Here is a 23,735-nt window from a genome sequence, read left to right on the forward strand (position 1 = left end):
CGGCGGTTGCGCCGCGGCCCCCCCGCCCGTCCTGCGGGGTCAGCGCACGACGCTGCCGAACTGCGTTCCGGCGGCGGGGAGCCCGCCCTGGCCCGGCTGGTACGTGGTGACCGGCTCCGACGCCGCGGAGACGATGTTCGCCCACGGCACCGTGTGCACGGCACCGTACGGGGCCGGGCCGTACGGCATGCCGACGTACAGGTGCGCGGCGGTCGCGAAGACGCTCGTGCCCAGCCGCTGGTTCGCACCCGAGGCGCCCGGCAGGCCGACCATGCCCGGCTCCACCGCCACGTCGCTGTCACCGGGGTTGCCGAGCAGGGAGAAAGCGGTGATGGAACCGGCGTTCGAGGCCGTACCGATGTCCTCGTCGGGAACGCCGACGGCGAGCCGCATGTTCTGGGCGGTGGCCACGGCGCCGGGCACGGTGCTCGCGACGGAGACCTGCCGGCCGAAGTGGTCGGCCTCCTCCGGGGCGCCCACCACGTCCGCCGGGTCCTGGCTGATGTCCCCGAGCTGGCTGGCCTTCCCGGCCGCGGTGATCCGCAGCGTGACGACGCGGCCCGCCTCCTTGACGGTGCCGAGGGCCTCGCCGGGGGAGCCGACGGCGAGGATCGAGTCCGTGGCGGTCGCCGAGTCGGAGGCCGTGGTGCGGTACGAGGTCAGGGAGAGCGAGGCGCCGAACTGGTCGCCCGCCTCCGGCGAGCCGGTGACGGTGACCGCGGAGTCGTCCTGGTCCACGTCCACGACGGGAGTGGGAAAGCCGCCGGTCAGACCGTGCTTGAGCACCTGGACGCTGCCGGAGTCCGCCTGGTCGCCGATGTCCTCGGCGGGGGCGCCGACCGCGAGGTGCTCCGGTGAACCGGCCAGGGAGGTGCCGAAGCGGTCGCCGTTCTCCAGGACACCGGGGACGCCGTCCTTGCCCTGGTTGATCGAGGTGTTGGTGGTGCCGCGCAGGTAGTAGGCGTTGCCGGCGTCGACGACGCCGTCGAGGTCCTCACCCGGGACCCCGATCAGCAGATAGGGCTCACCGCCGGTGGTGACGCCCGCGGTCAGCGAGTGGCCCATGCGGTCCCCGGCCTCGGGGGCTCCGGCGAGGATCGCGCCCGCGCCCTTGCCCTGCTCAAGGGTGGTGGCCGTCTGCCCCTTGGTCAGGCCGGCGGCCGCTCCGTAGACGATCTGGACGAAACCGGAGTCCGCCTGGTCGCCGATGTCCTCGGCGGGGGCGCCGACCACCAGGTCGCTGTACCCGTCCAGGTTGTGGTCCACCACGGCCAGGGACTCGCCGTACCAGTCGCTCGCCTCGGCGGACCCGCCCACGCCCGGGGAGTTCTGCGTGATCTCGGCGGTGCCCTTGCCGCCGCCGTACACCACGCGGACGAGGCCGGCGCTGGTGAGGCCGCCCACGGCCGCCGCGGGATCGCCGACAGCCGTGTCGGGCACGCCGTCACCGTTGAAGTCGGTGATGCGGGCGGCGTTGACGGTGGTGGTGACCCAGGCGGCCAGGTCGTCGGCGCGGGAGGCGACCGCGCCGGTGCGGGTCTCCTTCTCGTTGAAGCAGCCGCCCTGCCAGGAACGGCTGCTGACGCCGACGAGGCTGACCTGTCCGCCCGCCTCGCGGAGCAGGGGCCCGCCGGTGTCGCCCTTGCAGAGCGCGGCGTTCACCCCGGTGACGGCGATGTCGTCGGACCCGGCCGTACCGACGGTGAACGCGGCGGTGCGCAGCGAACCCGGCACCCAGTCGGTCTTGGTGCGACCGTACCCCGCGGCTTTCAGCTGCTCGCCCGCCGTGGCGGCGGTGGCGGACAGGGGGACCGGGGTGATGCCGGTGAGGGGTTTGGCGAGCCGGGCCAGCACGATGTCGCGCCCCGCGCGCGGCACCAGCTCCACGACCTCGCCGGTCTTGCCGGAGACCGTGGCGACGGTCTTGAGGGCGGGCCTGCCCGCGGCGGCCGCGGCGGTCTCGGGGTCGGCGGCGAAGCAGCTCGCCGCGGTGAGGATCCACTGCGGCGCGACGAGGGAACCGGTGCAGGCGCGGGCGGTGTCGTCGGCGCCGATGGCCAGTCGGGCGGCGAAGGCGTAGCTGCCGGCGGAGGAGCCGTCGCCGGAGACGGCGTGGGCGGGGGCGGTCAGCACACCGGCGGCCACGGCGGCGCCCAACAGGGCGGCGGCTGCGGTTCCGGCGGTGGTCACGGGTCTGTGGAGACGTACGGGGATCACGTTTCTCGATTCCTTGACTCTGGGCGCGGTCGGGTCAGCCGGTGACACGGATCTCGACGAGCACGGACCGGGCCCCGCCGACGTTGCCCTCGCCGACGCTCTGGAAACCGCCCTCGGCGACGGTGACCGTCTTGGTCTCGCCGTTCGCGGTCAGATCGGCGCTGATGGGGTGCTCGCCGGTCTGGAGGGCGAAGACGCGCGGCAGTTCGAGCGTGAGGTATCCCGTGCTCGCGGTGGCCCGGAAGCAGTAGGTGTCCTTGCGGCCGACCGAGTCGTCCCTGACGGTGAAGACGCTGATCTGGTCGGGCGTGGCGCCGCACTCCTCCAGCAGGATGCGCCCGTCGCCCCTGTTCAGCTTGATGCCCTCGGTCGCCAGGATGTCGGCGGCGCCCGGGTAGTGGTAATCCTCCACCGCGACCGGCGGGACGTCGGCCGCCGCCTTCGGCGCAGCGGATTCATCTGCGACGGCGAGCGGAATTCCGATGACCGCGGCAAGAATTGCTGCCGCCCCGGAAAATATCAGGCTACGCGTGCGGAAAGCCACCGCACACTCCTTTCAGGTGCGGCTTTCCCTGGGGGGAGACCCGCTTCCTGTCGAGTTACGTGAAAGTAAAGGCGGTGTGGACCTTATCCCTCTGTTTCACCGGTCGTCAAACACTTTCTCTGCGCTTTTGCACACCGGAATATCGGTCATGTGACGCTAGTTGACGGTTTGTCATCCCTCAGTCATTTCGCAGGTCCAGAAGCTGAGGGGAGACAAAAAGGGCGATCGGTGAAGCCCCCGGTAGCGGCGGGTGCGGGAGTTTTATTTGTGATCCCCGGTGGAAATGCTGGGCGTTATGATCGGCTCTCCGATATTCGGCGGACGGTGGTACGCGTCGCCGATGGCTGAGAAAGGTGTCCAGTGAATCGAAGAATGAACGGATCCGTTCTGGCGGAAAGACCGCCGGGCGTGATACGCGCAGCGGTACTGGGTCTGCTGTCCTTCACCCTCGTGCTGGGCCTGCTGGGCACCGCGCCCTCCGTGGCCGCGGAAGCTCCGTCGGCCGGCGCGGAGGTCGCCGCGCTGGCGGAGGTGACACCGACCGACCGGGGCCTGGTCGTCGACTACTGGAAGTCCGGCGGTCCCGGAGTGAAGGCGGCCGCCGAGGCGGCGCTGAGCGGCAGTGACGCCGACGTGCAGGCGTTCCTCGCGGCGGCGGAGGACATGTCCTTCCAGGACAAGCGGGTGAGTGCCGCCCAGCTCGCTTCGGTGGGCGGTCCGGAGCTTCTGGACGCCGCCCGTACGGCGCTCTCGGGGGCCCCCGAGGATCTGGAGATCTTCGTCAGCTGGGGCTGGGAAGCCCCGATGCAGCAGGACAACCGGGTCCGGGTGGCGCAGGTCATCGACGAGGGCGGGCCCATCGTGCAGGACGCGGGACGGGCCGCGCTGAACGGTACGGCGGACGACGTCAGCAAGTTCCTGCAGGAGGGGCAGTACGTCCAGCGGGAGCAGGACGAGCGGGTGCAGCTGGTCCAGGTCATCAGCGTGGGCGGCACCAATGTGCGCGCTGCCGGGCGCCTGGCGCTGAACGGCACCGCCGCGGACATCCGGGAGTTCCTGGAGGTCGGGCAGTTCGTCGCGCGCGCCAAGGACGAGGAGCACGCCACGGTCGCCGAGCTGGCCGCGCAGGCGAAGGAGGCCGGTCGGCAGGCGGCCAAGGAGACCGCGGCAGCGAAAAAGGAATCCGCCAAGGCGGTCAAGGCGGCGGAGCTCGCCAAGGAAGCCGCGCTCAAGGCCGCGTCGGAGGCCGAGGCGGCCAAGAAGGACACCGACAAGGCCGCTCGGGCTGCCGGCCGGGCGGCGGAGGCGGCATCGCAGGCCGCTGCCGCCGCACAGACGGCGATCAACGCGTCGCGGGCCGCGAACAACTCGGCGCGGGTCGCCGCGAACGCCGCCTCGCAGGCGGCCGCGGCTGCGGCGGGTGCCTCGCAGGCGGCGTCCCGGGCCCGTAGTGCGGCGGCCGACGCGGCGGTGGACGAGCGCAACGCGGGTGCCGCGCTGAAGGCGGCCGAGAACGCGGAGAAGGCCGCTGCCGGTGCCGATCTGGCGGCCGACGCGGCCGGTCAGGCGGCCACCGCGGCCGACGCGGCCGGGGACGCCGCGCGCTCGGCCGTGAGCGCGGGCACGAACGCGAACCTCGCCGCCAACGCGGCGGTGGAGGCGAGCAGCTACGCGGGGCAGTCCAGTGAGGCCGCCGCCCGGGCTCGTGCCGCCGCGGCGGCCACCAAGCGCCATGCGGCGGAGGCCAACCGCGCCGCGTCCGCCGCCGAGGGCCTGGCCCGCAAGGCGGCCAAGGCGGCCCGTGAGGCCCGTGACGCGGCCAGATCAGCGGCCACGCACGCCAGGAACGCGGGTGCGGCGGCCCGGGACGCGGCCGAACACGCGGGCAACGCCGCCACGGCCGCCGCGAAGTCCACCGAACACGCCAACGCGGCCACCGAGGCCGCCGGCGTGGCCACCGACGCCGTGACCAAGGCCCAGGAGGTCTACACGCTCGCCCGCGAGGTGGAGGCCGAGGAACTGCTCGGCCGCACCAACGCGGGCATCGAACGCGCCCGGGACCAGCGGGAGGCCGACGCGGCCCGCACCGCCGCCCTGGCCGGACGGGAACAGGAGGACAGGGACCGGCAGACCGAGCGGGACCGGCTGGTGACGGAGGCGGCCAAGCCCGGCGCCGACCTCGCTGCCGTCGCCGGGCAGGGCCGCGAACTGGCCGTGCGGGTCATGAAGGGCGGCACGGCGTGGGCGCGTGCCGCGGCCGAGGCCGCCCTCGCGGGTCCCGACGAGGTGGTCATCGACTACCTGCGCAACGGCTGGCGGACGGCGCAGGAGCAGGACGACCGTTCCTATGTCGAGCGTCTGGCCGAGGAGAGCGGGACGAAGAGCGTCCGGGACGCGGCCGAGGCCGCCCTGGACGGTGACGCCGCCGCGATCACCGCGTTCATCACCAGCGGCCAGTACCAGGTGGCTTCCGACGACATGCGGGTGGCCATCGCCCAGGCCCTGGACGGCGCAGGACCGGTTCTCACCGATGCCGGCCGTGCCGCTCTGAACACCGGCGACCCGAAGAAGTACAGCCACTTCCTGCTCACCACGCAGCCCACCGCGCGGACCCAGGACGAGCGGGTGCGGGCCGCCCAGTTGATCGATTCCGGCAGCCCCGAGGTGAAGTCCGCGGCACGGATCGCGCTGGAGGGCTCGCCGCAGACGCTGCACGCCTTCATCGTCTCCGGCCAGTACCAGGCACAGCGGAAGGACCATCTCACCGCCACCCACGTGGCCCAGGTCCAGAAACTCATCGCGGACGCCGCCAAGGTCGCCGCCCTCGCACAGCAGAGCGCCGCGACCGCCCAGAAGGTCGCCGCCACCGCCCGCAACGCCGCTGCCGAGGCCAACGAATGGGCGCGGAAGGCCGACGCCTCCGCGACCAAGGCCCAGGGCTACGCCGACCAGGCCACACAGCACGCCAAGAACGCCGAGGCCTCCGCGGCCAGCGCCGCCGCCTCCGCCAGAACGGCCCGCAACGCCGCCAACAGCGCCGATGCCGCCGCCCAGGACGCGGCCAGATCGGCGACCGACGCCACCCTCTCCTCGGAGATGGCCCAGGCATCCGCCTCCAGTGCCTGGGTCGCCGCCGACCAGGCACGCCGGTCGGCCATCGAGGCCGGCAAGGACGCCGAAGCCGCGCTTGAGGCCGCCACCGGCGCGTTCGTCATCGCGGTCAAGAAGTACAAGGAGGAGGAGGAAGCACGCCGCAAGGCCGCCGTCGAGGCCAAACAGAAAGCGGTCAACGACAACGGGGCGCTCGCCCGGAAGATGTACCGCTGCAACTCCGGGTACATCCCCTGCGACCCGCGGGAAGAGGCCCAATGGTGCCAGCATCAGGAAGTCCTCTGCGGCATCACCGCCCAGGGCGACGAGTTCGGCGCCGCCATGAAGGAACTGTGGGGCGTCAGCAAGGAACTCATCGGCCTCGGCGAGTACCAGGCATGCCTGGAAGAGAAGGACTTCGAGCACTGCTCCAGCTTTGCCGCCGACGCGTTCATCGGCGGCAAGTTCAGGGCCTTGGAGAAGCTCCACGACGAGCTGAAACTTCTCAGGCGCGGCTGCAAGGTCGCCGGTAGGTCCACTCCGTTCGGTGGCTCCCTCGCCACTTTCGCGGATGCTTCTTGCGGCGTGCACAGCGTTCCTGGGCTGCCCCGAGACAAGTCGATGATCACGAACGGCCCCGGAGACTGCCAGGTTTGCGCTGAGAGGATCCGTGAAAATCTCGGCGAAGGCAAGATCATTCGGATTCCCGCACCAGGGGCATTCTTTGGCGAATACCGGGATCAGTCGACCCACAACTGGAACAATGGTTATCATGTCGTAGTGGTACTCAACGACAGGGTCTATGACGCATTCACTCCGAGTGGCGGAGAGTCGATCGCGGAGTACAAGTCCAAATGGCAGTACGGCGATGTCATAGATTTCGGATTCTAGGGGAGTCCGTGGACGACAAGAAGTACTTTGAGGGTGTGAGAGCCCGGCCGGGGCTCTACGGTCTCAACAAGGCATATAGCGATACGGTCATGTTTCTCAACGGATTCGATCAGGCCCGCTCCGGTGGGCTGATGCGCGGATTCACCGAGTGGCTGGTCGTGCGCAAAGGGGAATGTTCCAGCTTCGGATGGCAGGCGCTCGTCCTCGAAGAGGCGCTGCCTGAAATCGAGTCATGGGGCTGGAGCAAGCTGGAAAAGGCGACTCCAGAGCAGGAGCAAAAGGCAATAGAATTGCTGCTCTCCCTCCTGCTTGAGTTCCTGGCAGTGCGGGATAACGTGATGGCGCTGGCTGGTATGTATTCGAAGTACCATTCTCTCCATTCAGGGGTCGGTGATCCTGGAGGAGAGTAGGGCTGCGTGACCTCTCGGCGCGAAGCGGCCCCGGCGGGATCTTTCGAAGCTGCCCGCTGATTCGGGGATCACATGATGTCGGCCTTCAAGACCCAGTTGTGGTCTTGAAGGCCGACATTGTTGTGCGCGAGGGATGCCGCTGCAACTAATGGATGTCTGCAGGTCGGGCGGGCCGTGCTCCAGCAGGAGGCCGGGTGCGGCACGGTCGTTCATGGCGCACCGGGGGCGAGGAGGGCGTCGGCAAGGACGTCCCCACGGCGGCGGAGTCGTTACCTGCGAGGGCGAAAGCGAGGGCGCCGTCGTCGGCCGCTCCATTACTCCGAGGGCTCCAGAAAGGGAGCCGTCTCCAGGGCCGGATAGGGGGAGGGGAGCGGAAGGGGGCGGCCCAGGTCGGACTTGACCTCGGTGGCGTAGTACGCCTCGGTGAGGTCGTCGCCGGGGTTGATCGGGTCCGAGTAGCAGTGGGCCGTCTTCCGGCGACGGTTGACCAGTACGTACACGGGGACGCCGGCGGCGGCGTAGGTGCGCAGTTTGGGACCGGTGTCCGTCTCGTGGTTGGTGGAAGTCACCTCGCCGACCAGGGAGATCATGTCGATGGGGTACCAGCCCTTGTGGGCCCTGCGGTACGACTCGTCGAGCTCCGTCGCCTTGCGGCGGCGCACGTAGAAGTCGGGGATGAGCAGGGCCATGGTACGGCCGTCCTTGTGCGCGGCTCGGTAGCCGTTGCCCATGCCCACCAAGCGGTATCCGGCGGCGCGGAACTGGAAGGACAGTTCGAAAGCGCCGTCATTGTGGTTGTCGTTCGGTGCCGGCGGCACGATGACTGTCCCCTCGACGTACTCGGGTCGAATCGGCGTCTCGGACGCTTCTTCGAACGCGATCAGCAGATCAATGGGGTCCTGCTGCGTCATGACCGGCTCCATGATGAGTTCGGCAGTCATCGATGCTTCTCCCTCGCCACGCTGTTGCCAGGCTACGTCCGTTCTGGGTGCCCCGGCAGAACCATGAGGCACTCGGACCCGTCCGACCTGGGAATCCTGCTGGCGTTCACTCGAATGAGGGGCGCCCGGTTGAAGGGCTTGCTGAGGCGTCGAGCGCTTTCGCCCTGCAGTCCGGGCATGTCCCGGCCTTCTTGGCGAGGAACAGGTGCCGGTAGGCCGTCACCTGATGCCGAGGGATGCCGCAGAGTGTCGTGTTGCCCGCCAAGGCGTGATCCAGGGCTGAGGCACCTGGTTCCCGGCAGGCGGCGAAGTGCGTCGGGACAAGTCCGAACGCGAATCCGAGAGACCGAAGGCGACGACCTGGCTGAGGCGTGGGGTGCTGACTCACTTTTATCGCCGACGGCCGTCGAAGGCTCGTGCGGCGGTGAACGCCGCCCAGGCGGTGGGGGAGAGCCGGAGTATTCGGCCGTCGGAGTCCTTTGAGTCGCGGACGGCGATGGTGTGCGGGACATTGAGGGCGACTTCGACGCATTCGCCGCTTGCAGTGCTGTAGCTGGACTTCACGAAATTGAAGCGGTATGTCAATGCATGTCCTCGCTGATGCTCTCGATCAGTCCGAGCGAGTCCTTGGGGGCCAGGCTCAGCCGTGCCGTGCGTTCGAAGAACGAACTGTACGTGGCGCTCTCGGTGTCGTTCTCGACCCACACGGTAGCGGCGATGCTGTCGACGTGGACCACGTCCACCGCTTCGGCCTCGGCGAACGAGAGGATGTTGAAGGAACCGCCGACGCAAGCGTGGCCGCCCGCCCGGAAAGGCAGTACCTGAATGCGAACATGGGGGAGCTGAGCCGCCTTCAGCAGGTGCTGCAACTGTGCGCGCATCACCTCTGGGCCGCCGACCTGCTGGCGCAGCGCTCCCTCTCCGATCACCGCGTAGAACCGGAGCGGTTCGGGTCCTGACAGGCGGGTCTGGCGTTTCGTCCGGACCTCGACGATCCCCTCGATCTCGTCCGGATCGTTCCAGAGACCCTCGCTGACAGCGAGGGCCCGCGTGTACTCGGGAGTCTGCAACAAGCCCGGGACCAGTGCCTGTTGCCAGGCTCGTACGCCGGTTGCCACATCCTCCATCGCGATGTACTCCGCCATGGCGCCCGCCTGGGGGGTGTGCTGCCACCAGCCCTTGGCCTTACGGCGGTCACGGTCCAGCTTCGCCAGTTCCAGCAGCCGGGCCACCGCCTTCGGGTCCTCCAGCCCGTAGAACTCGCAGAGCACTCGGATGTCCGGGTCCCGCATGGGTACCCAGCCCTGCTCCATCTTCACGATTTTCGAGTTGGTCGCAGTGATGGTCTGGGCGGCCTGGTGCTGGGTCTTGCCCGATGCGTCGCGCAACCGCAGCAGTTCGCCACCGAGCTTGCGTCCCAACACCGTTGACGCCCGGTTTCCGAGCTGAGCAGATCGATTCACGGGTCCAGTGTCGCTCTGCTCGCACTGTGTAGTCGACGACGTTCACTCGTTGGAGACAATTGTCTCTTAGATTCTTGCATCCAAGACATCCGCCTAACTACGTTCAGTGCTCAGTCGCCTACCCGGCGGCGTCGACTGACGTACAGGAGGCCCGTGTCCTATGACCGAACCCCCCACCATGTCCGACACATCCGAACCCCTCCACGAGGACACCCTCGACTACACCCCCCCCCTCGCCCGCAGCGTCACGCTCGGTCGCCGCAGGGTCGCGCGGCTCGTCGCCGAGTGGGGGCACCCCGCCCTCGCCGGGGACGTCGCGGTGGTCGTCTCGGAGCTGATGGGCAACGCCCTGCTGCACGGCAGCCTCCGGGACCGGCTGATCCGCGTACGGATCTCGCTCACCGCCACCGCACTCCGCGTCGAGGTCAGCGACCCGCGCGGCGAGCGGCTGCCGTGTCCGCGTCCGGCGGGGGCCACGGACCAGTTCGGGCGCGGATTACTGCTCGTCGCGGCCCTGGCCGACCAGTGGGGTGTCGAGCCGCGCGGCGTCGGCAAGACCGTGTACGCGCAGTGGGCGCTCACTTTCACCGCGGCGGGGGCCGGTCACCTCGCGGGCGTGAAGGAATGACGGGACCGTACGCGGCCGGGGAGGGCGGCCCGCTCGTGCCGCGGCCCGAGCTGACGCGGCAAGCCCTGCGCCGGGCTGTGACCGAAGTTGTTCCGTCCCGGTTGCCCGAGTTCCTCGAAGACCTCCGAAAGGCGTTCGTCCGGGCGGGGGACGAGGGCGGCGTCGTACCGGTCCGGATGTTCTGCCTGCGATGGGGCGTCGTGGTCGAGATCGAGCGTCGTCCCGCAACCGCGCGCGGTCTGCGCGCCGCCGAGCGGGCGATCGACAGCCCGGACCCCGCCGTGCGCGACCGGGCGGTCCGGAAGGCCGGGGACATCGTGCGCGCGGCGCACCGCGAGGTCGAGGGCGGTTCTCAGTGAGACCGGTCGCCCGGTCGACGGGATCGACGCACGGGTCCGGTCGGCGCGGTACGCATACGAGTGGACGCGCGTGGGGCGGCCCCCGGAAACACTCCGGGGGCCGCCCCACATGGCTGAGCGCGTATGAAAAAGGTCTCGCCGCTACTTCGTCACATTCGACGGTACGTTCGCCGGCGCGGGCGCCGTCGGCGCTATCGGGGACGCCGTCATCGACTGCGGGGACGACGCGTTGGCGTACGCCGAGGGGGCCGCCATGCCCGCCGTCGGGTCGGCGGCGGCCGGTTCGCCGTCCGGCTGGAGCGGGGGGTGGCCCACGATGCGGATGCCCGCCCGGTCGAAGGCCAGCTTGATGCGCCAGCGCAGCTCGCGCTCCACCGGCAGGGCCTTGCCCGGCATCGTCTTGGCGGAGACGCGGACGACCATCGAGTCCAGCAGGACGCTGTCGAGGCCCAGCACCTCTATCGGACCCCACAGGCGCTCGTTCCAGGGCTCGTCCCTGCTCATCGCCTCGCCCACCTCGGAGAGGACCGAGCGGACCCGGTCCAGGTCCTCGTCCGAGCGGACCGTGACGTCCACACCGGCCGTGGCCCAGCCCTGGGAGAGGTTGCCGATGCGCTTGACCTCGCCGTTGCGGACGTACCAGATCTCGCCGTTGTCGCCCCGGAGCTTGGTGACCCGCAGGCCCACCTCGATGACCTCGCCGGAGGCCACGCCCGCGTCGACCGTGTCGCCCACGCCGTACTGGTCCTCCAGGATCATGAACACGCCGGAGAGGAAGTCCGTCACGAGGTTGCGGGCACCGAAACCGATCGCCACACCCGCCACACCGGCGGAGGCCAGCAGCGGCGCCAGGTTGATCTGGAACGTGCCGAGGACCATCAGCGCGGCCGTGCCCACGATCAGGAAGGACGCGACCGAACGCAGGACCGAGCCGATGGCCTGGGAACGCTGGCGGCGGCGCTCGACGTTGACCAGCAGCCCGCCGAGCGCGGTGCCGTCCACGGCCTGCGCCGTACGGTTCATGCGGTCGATGAACTGCGTGATGGTCCGCCGGACGGCGATTCTCAGCGCCACGGCGATGACCACGATGAGCAGCACCCGCAGTCCGATGCTGAGCCAGGTGGACCAGTTCTGCTCGACCCAGCTGGCGGCGTTGGTCGCACTTTCCTGGGCGTCCTGGAGCGTGGGCGGCGTCGGTTCCTCAGTGGGATCGACGGCCGACAGGACGGACAAGAACACGGCAGGTACCTCCAGGCGTAGCGGCCCGCCCGCGGCAAGGACATCGGGTGAAGGGGGGTGAAGTGCCGACGGGCGGAAACACCACACTAACGGGGCACCGTGTGCGGATCGTTGCAATGTTCGAGGGAGAGACGGTGCTCACCTGGGGATGAAGGGGGTGTGGTCGAAAACACTCCCAGCCCGTTACCGGGACATGGTGGCGCTTCCACCAGGCCGGAGGGGAGACTGACTACGGATCGTCCCGGCGCGAGCCACGCGCCGCCGGCGTACAAGGAGGCCATCCGTGCCGCATGTCCTGGTCCTCAACGCGTCGTACGAGCCCCTCGGCGTCGTACCGCTCCGCCGCGCGCTCGTCCTCGTCCTTGAGAACAAGGCCGTTTCTCTTGAGGAATCCGGCGCCTTCATGCACAGCGCGACCGTCACTGTCCCCGCGCCCAGCGTGGTCCGGCTGAAAAGGTTCGTGCGGGTCCCCTACCGGGGGCCCGTCCCGCTGACCCGCCGGGCGCTGTTCGCCCGCGACGGCGGCCGGTGCATGTACTGCGGTGGCGTCGCAACCAGCGTCGACCACGTCATCCCGCGCAGCCGCGGGGGCCGGCACGTCTGGGACAACGTGGTCGCGTCCTGCCGCCGCTGCAACCACGTCAAGGCCGACCGCCACCTGGGTGAGATCGGTTGGCGCCTGCGCCACAAACCGGCCCCGCCGACCGGGCTCGCGTGGCGCATCATCGGCACCGGGCACCGGGATCCACGCTGGCTGCCCTACCTGCAGCCGTACGGCGCGGAGGACGCGATGGCCCGGATCGACGGCATTTCCGCCTGACGATCCGGGCCTTCGTCGTACCTCGTCCGGTCCCGGGGGGTCCGGGCGCGTGGCGGCGCCCGTCCGGGGACAGAATGTGACCAGGCGCACGTTGTCGGAGCTCTCGCGTCTGCGGGTCCGCCCGGTGGGTAGGGGCTGCCTGACCCGCCCGCACGATCGTCAAGGAGGCCCCTGTGGCCGCATCGGCACAGCTTCTGCTCCAGGCCCTCTCCCCGCCTCCGGCGGGCGCGGCGGACGTGCCCGCGGACCCCGAGCCCAACTCGCTCCACTGCGCCTCCGGCGCCGAGAGCTCCTGTGCCGAGACGCCGCTCACCAGCGAGCCGCCGCTGCCCGACGCCGCACCGCTCACCAGCGAACCTCCTCTTTCCGACGCCGCGCCCCCGACGGGCGGGCCCACTTCCACGGGTGCCGCCGCGGGCCCGGACTCCGCGGGGGCCTGATGTCGCTCTCCCGGCTCGCCGCGCTGTACGGCGTCGCGACCTCCTACAGCCCGTCCCCCGGCCGTACGGTCCCCGCCTCGGACGCGGCGGTCGTCGCCGCGCTCGCCGCGCTGGGGGTCACCGCGGGAACCCCGGACGCCGTCCGTGACGCGCTCGCCGCGCGCGAGGAGCAGCTCCGGGAGCGCCTGCTGCCCCCGACGGTCGTGTGCTGGATCGACACGGACACCGATACCGATACGGACATCGATACCGATACCGGTCCCGCTGCCGGTACCGGCCCCGACAGCCGGGCCGCCGACCACGGTCCCGGCGCCGCCGCCGGAGGCGGGGGAGCCGGTGAGGGCGATTCGGGACCCGCCGAGCCCGCCGTCGGCTTCGGGGACTCCTCGCTCGCCTCCGCGCTCGCCGCGCTGCCCGCCGGGACGCGGCTGCGCGTGCGGACCGAGCAGGGCGGGACCCATGAGTCCGTCGAACGCGCGTCCGTCGAGCGGCTGCCGTTCGGGGTGCACCGGCTGGAGGCCACCGCCCCCGACGGACGCACCGCCCACGCCCATCTGGTCGTCGCCCCGAAGCGGCTGCCCGCACCCTCCGGACGGGCGTACGGACTGCTCGTACAGGTCTACTCGCTGCTCTCCCGCCGCTCCTGGGGCATGGGCGACCTCGGGGACCTCACCGAGCTGACGGCCTGGGCGGGACGCGCGCTCGGCGCCGGTTTCGTACAGGTCAACCCGATGCACGCGGCCGTGCCCGGTGCGCCCACCGACCCCTCCCCGTACCGGCCCTCCTCGCGCCGCTACCCCGACCCCGTGTACCTGAGGGTCGAGGACGTCCCCGAGTTCGCGTACGTCGACGAGGGGGACCGCGAACGGCTCCTCGCCCTCCTGGAACGGGCCCGCAGGCAGCGCGAGTCCGTGCTGGAGAAGGACGCCCTGATCGACCGCGACGCCGTGTGGGACCTCAAGCGCGAGGCCCTCGAACTCGTCCGGAACGTGCCGCTCGGGCCCGGCCGCCGGGCCGCCTACTGCGACTTCCTCGCCCAGGAGGGCGAGGCGCTGGAGGACCACGCCACCTACTGCGCGCTCGCGGAGGTGCACGGTCCTGACTGGACGCAGTGGCCGTCCGGTCTGCGCGACCCCCGTTCCGCCGAGACCGCCCGCGCCCGCGCCGAGCTGATGGACCGCGTCGACTTCCACAGCAGGCTCGCCTGGCTGACGGACGCCCAGCTCACCGCCGCGCAGCAGGCCGCCCGCGACGCCGGGATGCCCGTGGGCCTCGTGCACGACCTCGCCGTCGGCGTCCACCCCGGCGGCGCGGACGCCTGGGCGCAGCAGGAGTACTTCGCGGCCGGCATGTCGGTCGGCGCGCCCCCGGACGCGTTCAGCGTCCAGGGCCAGGGGTGGGGACTGCCGCCCTGGCGCCCGGACCGCCTGGCCGAGTCCGGCTACGCCCCGTACCGGCGCCTCCTGCGCGCCCTCTTCCGGTACGCGGGCGCCCTGCGCATCGACCACGTCATGGGCCTGTTCCGCCTCTGGTGGATCCCGCAGGACCGCCCGGCCACCGAGGGCACCTACGTCCGCTACGACGCCGAGGCCATGCTCGCGGTCCTCGCCCTGGAGGCGTCCCGCGCGGGTGCCCTGGTGATCGGCGAGGACCTCGGCACCGTCGAGCCGGGCGTCCGGGAGACCCTCCAGGAACACGGGGTGCTCGGCACCTCCGTCCTGTGGTTCGAACGCGACTGGGACGGTACGGGGCTGCCGCTGCCCCCCGGGAGCTGGCGCGCGGACTGCCTGGCCACCGCCACCACCCACGACCTGCCGCCCACCGCGTCCCGGCTCACCGGCGACCACGTCGAACTCCGCGACCGGCTGGGCCTGCTGACCCGTCCGGTGGAGGAGGAGCGGGCCGAGGCCGCCGCGGACGTGGGGGAGTGGCTGGCGCTGCTCTCCCGGCTCGGGCTGCTCCAGGGCACCGCGGGCGGGGTCTGCGAGCCTTCGGAGGAGGCGGAGATCCAGGCCGTGCACCGCTTCCTGCTGCGCACCCCGGCCCGGCTCGTCGGCGTCTGGCTCCCGGACGCCGTCGGCGACCGCCGCCCGCAGAACCTGCCGGGCACCTGGGACCAGTACCCGAACTGGCGCCTGCCCGTCGCGGACGCCGAGGGACGCCCCGTCACCCTGGAGGAACTCGCCGCCTCGCCCCGGCTGCACGCGCTCGTCGAGGTGGTGCGCGAGAACCACGCAGCCGACGCGGACGCGGACGCCGACGCCGACGCCGACGCCGACGGAGACGGAGACGGAGACGGGGTGACCGAGTGAGACCCAGGACGCCGGAAGGCCCGTACGGCACCCCCGGGCGCGCGGCCGCGGGAGGGGTTCGCTACGTTTGCACCGTGGACAAGAAGAACGCCCTGCGCGCCGGCGCCCTGGCTGCCGGTACGACGCTGATGATGCTCATGATGTCGTCCCCCGCGCTCGCGCTGACGCGTGACGACGGCGACGACCCCGCGCAGAAGCTGAGCGTCATCGAGACGCTGGGCCTCTACGTCGTGGCGCCGATCGGGTTGTTCCTGCTGATCGCGGGCCTGGTCTGGGTGCTCGACGGTTCGAGCGACCGCCAGCCGAGGCTCAAGCCGGGAGGCAGGGGCCAGGGCAAGATGGAGGGCAAGGACCAGGTGCACGCGGGCGCCTGACCGCGCTCCCTCCTTCCGGGTTCTTCGCCGAGGGCACCGTCCTCGTTCCCGTACGCGTCCGATGCCGTACGGGAACGAGGACGGTGCCCTCGGTGTGTCCGGGCCCGGTGGCCTCGCCCTATGGTGGCGAACGGGTGCCGGTCCACGGCTGTTCGCCACCCGCCGCAGGCCGCCGCCCCGACCGGAACCCACCGGCACCAGGAGGCAGCCATGGACGGCAAGATCCGCAACGCCACCGCACCGGGCGACGTCATCGTCGTCGGTGCAGGTCCCACCGGACTGCTGCTGGCCGGCGACCTCGCGGCCGCCGGCGTTCCCGTCACCCTCGTCGAGAAGCGCCCGCGCGGCATCAGCAACCTCTCCCGCGCCTTCGTCCTGCACGCCCGCACGCTGGAGCAGCTCGACGCCCGCGGGCTCGCCGACGAGCTGGAGGCCAAGGGGCGCACCCTCGACCGGCTGTTCCTCTTCGCCCGGCTGACCGTCGACCTCGGCACGCTCCCCTCCCGCTTCCGCCACCTGCTCGTGCTGCCGCAGTACGAGGTGGAGAGGGCGCTGGAGCGGCGCGCGGTGGAGGCGGGGGTGCGGTTCGCGTACGAGACCGAGGTGACGGGCCTGGCGCAGGACGCGGACGGCGTGACCCTCCGGGTCCGCGGGGCCGACGGGAAGACGGCGGAACTGCGGGCCGCGTACGCCGTCGGGGCGGACGGGATGCGCAGCGTCGTGCGGGAGTCGCTGGGGCTGCCGTTCCCCGGGCGGTCGGTGATCCGCTCCGTCGTCCTCGCCGACGTCAGGCTCGCCGAGGAGCCCGGGACGCTGCTGACGGTGAACGCGGTCGGGGACGCGTTCGCGTTCCTCGCGCCGTTCGGCGACGGCTACCACCGGGTGATCGGCTGGCACCGGGGCCGCGACGCCGCCGACGGCGAACCCCTCGGCCTCGACGAGGTCAGGGAGATCACCCGGCTCGCGCTCGGCCGTGACTTCGGTATGCACGACGCCCGCTGGATGTCCCGCTTCCACAGCGACGAGCGGCAGGCCCCGCGGTACCGGGTGGGCCGCGTCCTCCTCGCCGGGGACGCCGCGCACGTCCACACCCCGGCGGGCGGCCAGGGCATGAACACCGGCCTCCAGGACGCCGCCAACCTGGGCTGGAAGCTCGCGGCGACGCTCCACGGGTACGCCCCCGCCGGTCTGCTGGACACCTACGAGTCCGAGCGGCACCCCGTCGGCAGGTCCGTCCTGCGCAGCAGCGGCGGCATCGTGCGGCTCGCGATGGCCAAGCGCCCCTGGACGCTCGCGGGCCGCGCCCTGCTCACCACGTTCCTGAACCGTGTCGGCCCGGCCCGCAGGCGCATGGTCGGCCAGGTCACCGGCATCGGGTACGCGTATCCGGCCCCGCGCGGCGCCCACCCGCTGGCCGGCCGGCGCGTCCCGGACCTGGCCCTGCGCGAGGGCCGCCTGTACGAAACGCTGCGGGACGGTCGGTTCGTCCTGGTGACCCCCGCCGGCACGGCCGCCGACCCCGCCGCGGCCGCCGCGGCCGGGGCCCTCAAGGACCGGCTGGACGTGGTGTCCTGGGCGAGCGGCCGGCGTACGAGCCTGCTGGTCCGGCCGGACGGGTACGCGGCCTGGGCGGCGGAGTCGGCGTCCGCGGAGGAGACGGAGGCCGCGCTGACCGCGGCCCTCGGCCGCGGCTGACCGCCCGGCGCGCGCAGCACAAGAAGGGGGCGCCCGGTGCAACACCGGGCGCCCCCTCGCGTACGCGTCACCCCACGGCCGCTACAGCCGCTACGACTGTTACGACTGCTCGGCCGCAGCCGCCGCCGTGTCCGCCGCCTGCGCCCGCAGCGCGCGCTCCACGCCGGAGCGGGACTCGGAGATCAGCCGGCGCAGCGCCGGGGTCGGCTCGGCCGCGGCCAGCCACTCGTCCGTCTTCGCGAGGGTGTCCGCGTCGACCTGGACCGACGGGTAGAGGCCGACCACGACCTGCTGGGCCATCTCGTGCGAGCGCGAGTCCCAGACGCCCTTGACCGCCGCGAAGTACCGGTCCGTGTACGGGGCGAGCAGTTCGCGCTGGTCGAACTGCACGAAGCCGCCGATGACGGCCTCCTGGATCGCGTTCGGCAGCTTGTCGGACTCGACGACCGACGCCCATGCCTCCGCCTTGGCCTCCTCGGTCGGGCGGGCGGCCCGGGCGGTCGCCGCGTGGCGCTCGCCCGCGGCGGTCCTGTCCCGCTCGTACTCGCCCGCGATCTCGGCCTCGTCGAAGCGCCCCACCGCCGCGAGCCGCTGCACGAAGGCCCAGCGCAGCTCGGTGTCGACGGCCAGCCCCTCCAGGGTCTCCCGGCCGTCGAGCAGGCCCTCCAGGAGGTCCAGCTGCTCGGGCGTGCGGGCCGTCGCCGCGAAGGCGCGCGCCCAGGCCAGCTGGTGGTCGCCGCCCGCCTCGGAGGTCCGCAGGTGGGCCAGCGTGGCGTCCGTCCAGCGGGCCAGCAGCGCCTCGCGCGCGTTCGGGTCGGCGTACAGCTCGATCGCCGTCCGCACCTGCCGGTGCAGCGTCTGCACGACGCCGATGTCCGACTCCTTGCCGATGCCGGACAGGACGAGCGAGAGGTAGTCGCGGGTGGCCAGCTCGGCGTCGCGCGTCATGTCCCAGGCCGAGGCCCAGCACAGGGCGCGGGGCAGGGATGCCTCGAAGTCGCCGAGGTGCCCGGTGACGAAGGCGAGGGACCGCTCGTCGAGGCGGACCTTCGCGTAGCTGAGGTCGTCGTCGTTGAGCAGGACCACGGCCGGGCGCCGCCTGCCCACCAGCTCGGGCACCTCGGTCAGCTCGCCGTCCACGTCCAGCTCGAAACGGTCACCGCGTACCAGCTTGCCGCTGCCGCCCGCCGCGTCGTCGAGGTCGTACAGGCCGATCGCGATGCGGTGCGGGCGCAGCGTGGGCTCGCCCTTCGCGCCCGCGGGCAGGGCCGGGGCCTCCTGGCGGACGGCGAAGGACGTGATGACGCCGTCCGCGTCCGTCTCGATCTCCGGGCGCAGGATGTTGATGCCCGCGGTCCGGAGCCACTTCTGCGACCAGGTGCCCAGGTCGCGTCCGCTGGTCTCCTCCAGCGCGCCGAGCAGGTCGGACAGGCGCGTGTTGCCGTACGCGTGCGCCTTGAAGTACGCCTGTACGCCCCGGAAGAACTCGTCCTCGCCGACGTACGCCACGAGCTGCTTGAGGACGCTGGCGCCCTTGGCGTACGTGATGCCGTCGAAGTTGACGAGGACGTCGTCGAGGTCGTTGATCTCGGCCATGATCGGGTGCGTGGAGGGCAGCTGGTCCTGCCGGTACGCCCACGTCTTCATGGAGTTGGCGAAGGTGGTCCAGGAGTGCGGCCAGCGGGAGCCCGGGGCGTACGCCTGGCAGGCGATGGAGGTGTAGGTCGCGAAGGACTCGTTGAGCCACAGGTCGTTCCACCACTCCATGGTCACGAGGTCGCCGAACCACATGTGGGCCAGCTCGTGCAGGATGGTCTCCGCCCGCACCTCGTACGCGGCGTCGGTCACCTTCGACCGGAAGACGTACTGGTCGCGGATGGTCACCGCGCCCGCGTTCTCCATCGCGCCCGCGTTGAACTCCGGTACGAAGAGCTGGTCGTACTTCTCGAACGGGTACGCGTAGTCGAACTTCTCCTGGAACCAGTCGAAGCCCTGCCGAGTGACCTCGAAGATCGCGTCCGAGTCGAGGAACCCGGCGAGCGAGGGCCGGCAGTAGATGCCCAGCGGCACGCTCTGCCCGTCCTTCTCGTACACGCTGTGCACCGAGTGGTACGGGCCGGCGATCAGCGCCGTGATGTACGTGGAGATCCGCGGCGTCGGCGCGAACTTCCAGACGTCGTCCTCGGGCTCCGGTGTCGGCGAGTTGGAGATGACGGTCCAGCCGTGGGGCGCCTTCACGGTGAACCGGAAGGTCGCCTTGAGGTCGGGCTGCTCGAAGCTCGCGAAGACCCGGCGGGCGTCCGGCACCTCGAACTGCGTGTAGAGGTACGCCTGCTGGTCGACCGGGTCGACGAACCGGTGCAGCCCCTCACCGGTGTTGGTGTACGCGCAGTCGGCCACGACCCGCAGGACGTTGCGGCCCTCCAGGATGCCGGGGAGGGCGATCCGCGAGTCCGCGAAGACCTCGGCGGGATCGAGCGGGTCGCCGTTGAGGACGACCTCGTGGACGGCCGGGGCCACCAGGTCGATGAAGGACTCGGCGCCGGTCTCGGCCGAGTCGAAGCGCACCGTGGTCACGGACCGGTAGGTGCCCCCCTCGCCCTGCGCGCCGGAGAGGTCGAGATCGATCTCGTACGAGTCAACGGTGAGCAGCTTCGCCCGCTGCTGCGCCTCTTCACGGGTCAGGTTTGTGCCAGGCACGCGGTCATCTCCTCGTCATGTGTGGATTGCGACATCCTTCCACGGTGGCTGCGGGAGTGCGATGTCCGTTTGTCGCCGGTGTCGGGCCCGGCACCGGCGCCAGGCTGGAGCCATGACCAGCCATCATGCACGGGCCGTCGGACCCCGGGTCTCGAAGGAACTCCGCGACAGGGACGACGCGGGCCGCCCTCGCACCGCCGTGGAGGACACGGAGGGCGGGGCCCCGCTCCGCTGCTGTCTGCGGCGCAGCAGGCCGGGGGAGCGCGTCGTCCTCGTGTCGTACGCGCCGCTGCGCCGCTGGGCGGCGGAGACGGGGGCGCGGCCCGGCGCGTACGACGAGCAGGGACCGGTCTTCCTGCACGCCGGGGAGTGCCGGGGCCCCGGCACGGCCGCCACCGGGTACCCCTTCGTCCGGCCGGGCGTCCTGCGCGTCCTGCGCCGCTACTCGGCCGACGGCCACATCCTCGGCGGACACCTCCTGAAGATCCCCGAGACGGCCGACAGGACGATCGACGGGGCGGTTGACGAGACGATCCGCAAGGAGACCGCCAAGGAGATCGATGAGGTGGTCGACGCGGCCCTCACGGACGCCTTCGCCGCTCCCGAGGTGGCACTGGTGCACGTCAGAGCCGTCGAGTACGGCTGCTTCCTCTACGAGGTGCGCCGTCCCCGACCGGGAGGGGCACCGTACGAAACCGGCCCCGATGTGGGCAGGGGGGAGTGACACGTAAAGCACGGGGCACCTGGGTTCGAGTCAAGTAAACCGACTATGAACCGAGTTGTGGGGGAAAGTCCTTATGGCAGCGAAGCGTGTCCTGGGAGTCGCGACCGTCCTGGTGCTCACCGCGGGGGTGGCCGGCTGTTCCGACGGCGGTGACGGCGGCGACGCGAAGTCGAAGGACGGGGCGAAGTCGGCGTCCTCGACCAAGGGCGCGTCCGAGTCCCAGGTGGTGCTGGCCGCCCACCAGAAGACGATCGCGGCCGACACGGCGAGGATGAGCCTCGTCTCCGAGGCGACCGCCGCGGGCAGGACGGCGACGGTGCGCGGTACGGGGGTGATGGACCTGGAGGACGGCAACAGCACCATGACGATGACGACCCAGGGCCAGAAGATCGAGCAGCGGGTCCTGGACGGCGTCGTCTACCAGAAGGCGCCCGCCGAGCAGCGCGCCCAGCTCGACCTGCCCGAGGGCAAGACGTGGATGAAGATCGACCCCGCCAAGCTGAACGGCTCGAACGGGCAGGTCAACGACCCGGCCGAGTCCTTCGGGTACACCAAGGGTGTGACCGACCGCGACGTCACGAAGGTCGGCACGGAGACGATCGACGGGACCCGCACCACGCACTACCGCGTCAAGGTCGCCGTGAAGGACCTGGCCAAGGGCGACCAGGCCAAGGCCGACCAGCTGGAGAAGCAGCTGGGCACCTCGACGCTGCCGCTGGAGATGTGGCTCGACGACGAGGGCCGGCTGCGCCAGCAGACCATCAAGCTCACGCTGCGCCCCCAGACGGGTGAGGGCCAGAAGGGCCAGACGGTCACCAGCGCCACGACGCTCAAGTTCACCGACTTCGGCACCGAGGCGGACGTCGAGGCCCCGGCCGCCGCCGACACGGCGGACGTGACGAAGAAGCTCGCCGACGCCTCGAAGGCCCAGGGCACGGCCTGAGTTTCCAGGGGCGCGGGGAACTGCGCGAGCAACCCCCGCCGGCCCGCACCCGGCACACCGCACGACCCGCGTGCGGAGAACCGCAGGCCGGTTCTCCGCACGCGGGTCGTCCGGCTCAGACCGCGGCGGCGCTCAGCTCGGCCGCCACCAGCTCCGCGATCTGCACCGCGTTCAGCGCCGCGCCCTTGCGCAGGTTGTCGCCGGAGACGAAGAACGCGAGACCGTGCTCCACGGTCTCGTCGGCGCGGATGCGGCCCACGAAGGACGGGTCCTGGCCCGCGGCCTGCAGCGGGGTCGGGATGTCCGAGAGGGCGACCCCCGGAGCCCCGGCCAGCAGCTCGGTGGCGCGCTCCACGCCCAGCGGGCGCGCGAACCGGGCGTTCACCTGGAGCGAGTGGCCCGAGAACACCGGGACGCGGACACAGGTGCCGGAGACCTTGAGGCCCGGGATCTCCAGGATCTTGCGGGACTCGTTGCGGAGCTTCTGCTCCTCGTCGGTCTCGTACGAGCCGTCGTCGACGATCGAGCCCGCCAGCGGCAGGACGTTGAAGGCGATGGGGCGCTCGTAGACGCCCGGCTCGGGGAAGTCGACCGCCGAACCGTCGTGGGTCAGCCTGTCCGCCTCGGCGACGACCTTCTGCGCCTGCCCGTGCAGCTCGGCCACCCCGGAGAGACCGGAGCCGGAGACGGCCTGGTAGGTGGCGACGACGAGGGCTTCGAGGCCCGCCTCCTCGTGGAGCGGCTTCAGCACGGGCATCGCGGCCATCGTCGTGCAGTTCGGGTTGGCGATGATCCCCTTGGGCCGGTCCGCCACGGCGTGCGGGTTGACCTCGGAGACGACCAGCGGGACCTCGGGGTCCCTGCGCCAGGCCGAGGAGTTGTCGATCACGACCGCGCCCTGGGCGGCGACCTTCCCGGCGAGGGCCCTGGACGTGGCACCGCCCGCGGAGAACAGCACGATGTCGAGGCCGGAGTAGTCGGCCGCGGAGGCGTCCTCCACGGTGACCGGCTCGCCCTTGAAGTCGATCGTCGAACCGGCCGAACGGGCCGAGGCGAACAGGCGCAGGGTCTCCACCGGGAAGTCGCGCTCGGCGAGGATCCTCAGCATGACCGTGCCGACCTGACCGGTGGCCCCGACGATTCCTACCTTCACAGCGACTCCTTCTGCCTGTTCATCACCGTTTGCCCGTCCGTTTCGGGCCGGCGTTTCCATCATGCGTCCCACCCGGGCCCAGGTGTCCAATCCTTTGCCCGCGGAGTGGGACGGTGTGACGCACGCCTCCGCCGGAGCCGGAGCCGGAGCCGGAGCCGAAGCCGGTCGAACGTTTCGCGCGCCCCCCGCGTCCTAGAGGAAACGCGGCGAGGGGAGGGGTGGCTGTGCTGCGCAGAAGAGCCCGCCGCGTCCAGGAGGACGGGGCGGCGACCGGGGAGACGGCCGGGGGGCCGCTCGACGACCCCCTGGACGCGGTCCAGGAGCGCCGGGTGCGGGCCGTGCTCGCGCTCGGCGGGGTGCCGCAGGCGGACCTGCCGGACGGGGTGCAGCAGGTCCGCCTGCGGCTGCTGGAACGGGCGGCGAGCGGGGCCGGGGCGCCGCGTGACGTGTCGGCGTGGGCGGCGGTCGTCGCCTCCAACCTGGCCGTGGACTGGCACCGGGCCAGGCGCCGGCAGGAGCGGATCGGCGAGCGCCTGGCCTCGCTGCGGCCCGCGGCGCACGCCGTGGACGACTCGGGTGAGGACACGAAGGTGCTGTCCCTCGCCGTGGCCCGGGGCCTGGACGAGCTGCCCGACGCCCAGCGGCAGATCCTCGTGCTGCGCTTCTACGCCGACCTGCCCGTCCGTGGTATCGCCGAGGAGCTCGGCATCCCGGAGGGCACGGTCAAGAGCAGGCTGCACGCGGCGGTCCGCGCACTGCGCACCCGCCTGCACGAGGACGAGGTGGTGTGAC

Annotated in this window: 20 protein-coding genes; 12 read left to right on the plus strand and 8 right to left on the minus strand. The window is 71.5% G+C overall.

Going from position 1 to position 23,735, the window contains the following annotated elements; genetic code table 11:
- Positions 1–39: 39 nt before the first annotated feature.
- Complete coding sequence (locus KM933_RS15280) at positions 40–2,190, minus strand: trypsin-like serine protease (RefSeq protein ID WP_308013409.1); 2,151 nt, start codon at positions 2,188–2,190, stop codon at positions 40–42.
- A 61-nt stretch (positions 2,191–2,251) separates the two neighbouring features.
- Positions 2,252–2,761 carry a hypothetical protein gene (locus KM933_RS39335; RefSeq protein ID WP_308013410.1) on the minus strand — a complete coding sequence of 170 codons (510 nt, stop codon included), beginning with the start codon at positions 2,759–2,761 and terminating at the stop codon, positions 2,252–2,254.
- A gap of 408 nt (positions 2,762–3,169) precedes the next feature.
- On the opposite strand from KM933_RS39335, the gene KM933_RS15290 reads away from it, so the two are divergent.
- Together KM933_RS15290 and KM933_RS15295 are read left to right on the plus strand one after the other, a co-directional pair.
- Positions 3,170–6,742, plus strand: coding sequence for an ALF repeat-containing protein (locus KM933_RS15290; protein ID WP_221352405.1), 3,573 nt, complete (start codon positions 3,170–3,172; stop codon positions 6,740–6,742).
- An 8-nt stretch (positions 6,743–6,750) separates the two neighbouring features.
- Entirely contained in the window at positions 6,751–7,152 is a 402-nt protein-coding gene (locus KM933_RS15295; RefSeq protein ID WP_221352407.1) for a hypothetical protein, read from the plus strand.
- A gap of 314 nt (positions 7,153–7,466) precedes the next feature.
- On the opposite strand, the gene KM933_RS15300 is transcribed toward KM933_RS15295, so the two are convergent.
- From KM933_RS15300 to KM933_RS15310, 3 genes are all read right to left on the minus strand, one after another.
- Positions 7,467–8,093 carry a Uma2 family endonuclease gene (locus tag KM933_RS15300; protein ID WP_221352410.1) on the minus strand — a complete coding sequence of 209 codons (627 nt, stop codon included), beginning with the start codon at positions 8,091–8,093 and terminating at the stop codon, positions 7,467–7,469.
- A 390-nt stretch (positions 8,094–8,483) separates the two neighbouring features.
- Complete coding sequence (locus KM933_RS15305; RefSeq protein ID WP_430727321.1) at positions 8,484–8,657, minus strand: DUF397 domain-containing protein; 174 nt, start codon at positions 8,655–8,657, stop codon at positions 8,484–8,486.
- Positions 8,658–8,674: 17 nt separating this feature from the next.
- Positions 8,675–9,556: a helix-turn-helix domain-containing protein gene (locus KM933_RS15310; protein WP_221352414.1), complete on the minus strand. Its 882-nt coding sequence runs from the start codon at positions 9,554–9,556 to the stop codon at positions 8,675–8,677.
- Positions 9,557–9,734: 178 nt separating this feature from the next.
- On the opposite strand from KM933_RS15310, the gene KM933_RS15315 reads away from it, so the two are divergent.
- Both KM933_RS15315 and KM933_RS15320 read left to right on the plus strand, forming a co-directional pair.
- Positions 9,735–10,184, plus strand: a complete 450-nt coding sequence (locus KM933_RS15315; protein ID WP_260333589.1) for an ATP-binding protein — start codon at positions 9,735–9,737, stop codon at positions 10,182–10,184.
- Positions 10,181–10,543, plus strand: coding sequence for a hypothetical protein (locus KM933_RS15320; protein ID WP_221352417.1), 363 nt, complete (start codon positions 10,181–10,183; stop codon positions 10,541–10,543). The genes KM933_RS15315 and KM933_RS15320 overlap by 4 nt, the downstream gene beginning before the upstream one ends.
- 141 nt (positions 10,544–10,684) lie before the next feature.
- On the opposite strand, the gene KM933_RS15325 is transcribed toward KM933_RS15320, so the two are convergent.
- Positions 10,685–11,782: a mechanosensitive ion channel family protein gene (locus tag KM933_RS15325; RefSeq protein WP_221352419.1), complete on the minus strand. Its 1,098-nt coding sequence runs from the start codon at positions 11,780–11,782 to the stop codon at positions 10,685–10,687.
- Between the two features lie 283 nt (positions 11,783–12,065).
- Here KM933_RS15325 and KM933_RS15330 point away from each other — a divergent pair, with 283 nt between their 5' ends.
- From KM933_RS15330 to KM933_RS15355, 5 genes are all read left to right on the plus strand, one after another.
- The gene (locus KM933_RS15330) at positions 12,066–12,602 is read left to right on the plus strand and encodes an HNH endonuclease (RefSeq protein ID WP_221352421.1); all 537 of its coding nucleotides are present in this window, start codon (positions 12,066–12,068) and stop codon (positions 12,600–12,602) included.
- 173 nt (positions 12,603–12,775) lie between these two features.
- Entirely contained in the window at positions 12,776–13,042 is a 267-nt protein-coding gene (locus KM933_RS15335) for a hypothetical protein (protein WP_221352422.1), read from the plus strand.
- Positions 13,042–15,354 (plus strand): 4-alpha-glucanotransferase, encoded by a 2,313-nt coding sequence (gene malQ / locus KM933_RS15345; protein ID WP_260333590.1) that lies wholly within the window; start codon positions 13,042–13,044, stop codon positions 15,352–15,354. The genes KM933_RS15335 and malQ overlap by 1 nt, the downstream gene beginning before the upstream one ends.
- Positions 15,355–15,428: 74 nt before the next feature.
- Positions 15,429–15,728 (plus strand): hypothetical protein, encoded by a 300-nt coding sequence (locus KM933_RS15350; protein ID WP_221352424.1) that lies wholly within the window; start codon positions 15,429–15,431, stop codon positions 15,726–15,728.
- Positions 15,729–15,848: 120 nt separating this feature from the next.
- Entirely contained in the window at positions 15,849–17,423 is a 1,575-nt protein-coding gene (locus KM933_RS15355; protein ID WP_221352426.1) for an FAD-dependent monooxygenase, read from the plus strand.
- 99 nt (positions 17,424–17,522) lie between these two features.
- Here KM933_RS15355 and pepN read toward each other — a convergent pair whose 3' ends face one another.
- On the minus strand, positions 17,523–20,123 hold the full coding sequence (gene pepN / locus KM933_RS15360; protein ID WP_221352427.1) for an aminopeptidase N: 2,601 nt from the start codon (positions 20,121–20,123) through the stop codon (positions 17,523–17,525).
- Positions 20,124–20,235: 112 nt separating this feature from the next.
- Between pepN and KM933_RS15365 the strand changes: the two genes are divergently transcribed.
- Positions 20,236–20,847 carry a DUF1203 domain-containing protein gene (locus KM933_RS15365; RefSeq protein WP_221352429.1) on the plus strand — a complete coding sequence of 204 codons (612 nt, stop codon included), beginning with the start codon at positions 20,236–20,238 and terminating at the stop codon, positions 20,845–20,847.
- 73 nt (positions 20,848–20,920) lie between these two features.
- Positions 20,921–21,790 carry an SCO4651 family lipoprotein gene (locus KM933_RS15370; protein WP_221352431.1) on the plus strand — a complete coding sequence of 290 codons (870 nt, stop codon included), beginning with the start codon at positions 20,921–20,923 and terminating at the stop codon, positions 21,788–21,790.
- A gap of 115 nt (positions 21,791–21,905) precedes the next feature.
- Here the strand turns inward: KM933_RS15370 and KM933_RS15375 are convergent, their stop codons facing one another.
- A complete protein-coding gene (locus KM933_RS15375) occupies positions 21,906–22,943 on the minus strand; it encodes an aspartate-semialdehyde dehydrogenase (RefSeq protein WP_221352433.1) in 1,038 nt (345 codons plus the stop codon).
- Between the two features lie 224 nt (positions 22,944–23,167).
- Here KM933_RS15375 and KM933_RS15380 point away from each other — a divergent pair, with 224 nt between their 5' ends.
- Positions 23,168–23,734: an RNA polymerase sigma factor gene (locus KM933_RS15380; protein WP_221352435.1), complete on the plus strand. Its 567-nt coding sequence runs from the start codon at positions 23,168–23,170 to the stop codon at positions 23,732–23,734.
- Position 23,735: the final 1 nt, after the last annotated feature.

The sequence above is a fragment of the Streptomyces beigongshangae genome, from assembly GCF_019710745.1.
Classification (GTDB): domain Bacteria; phylum Actinomycetota; class Actinomycetes; order Streptomycetales; family Streptomycetaceae; genus Streptomyces; species Streptomyces beigongshangae.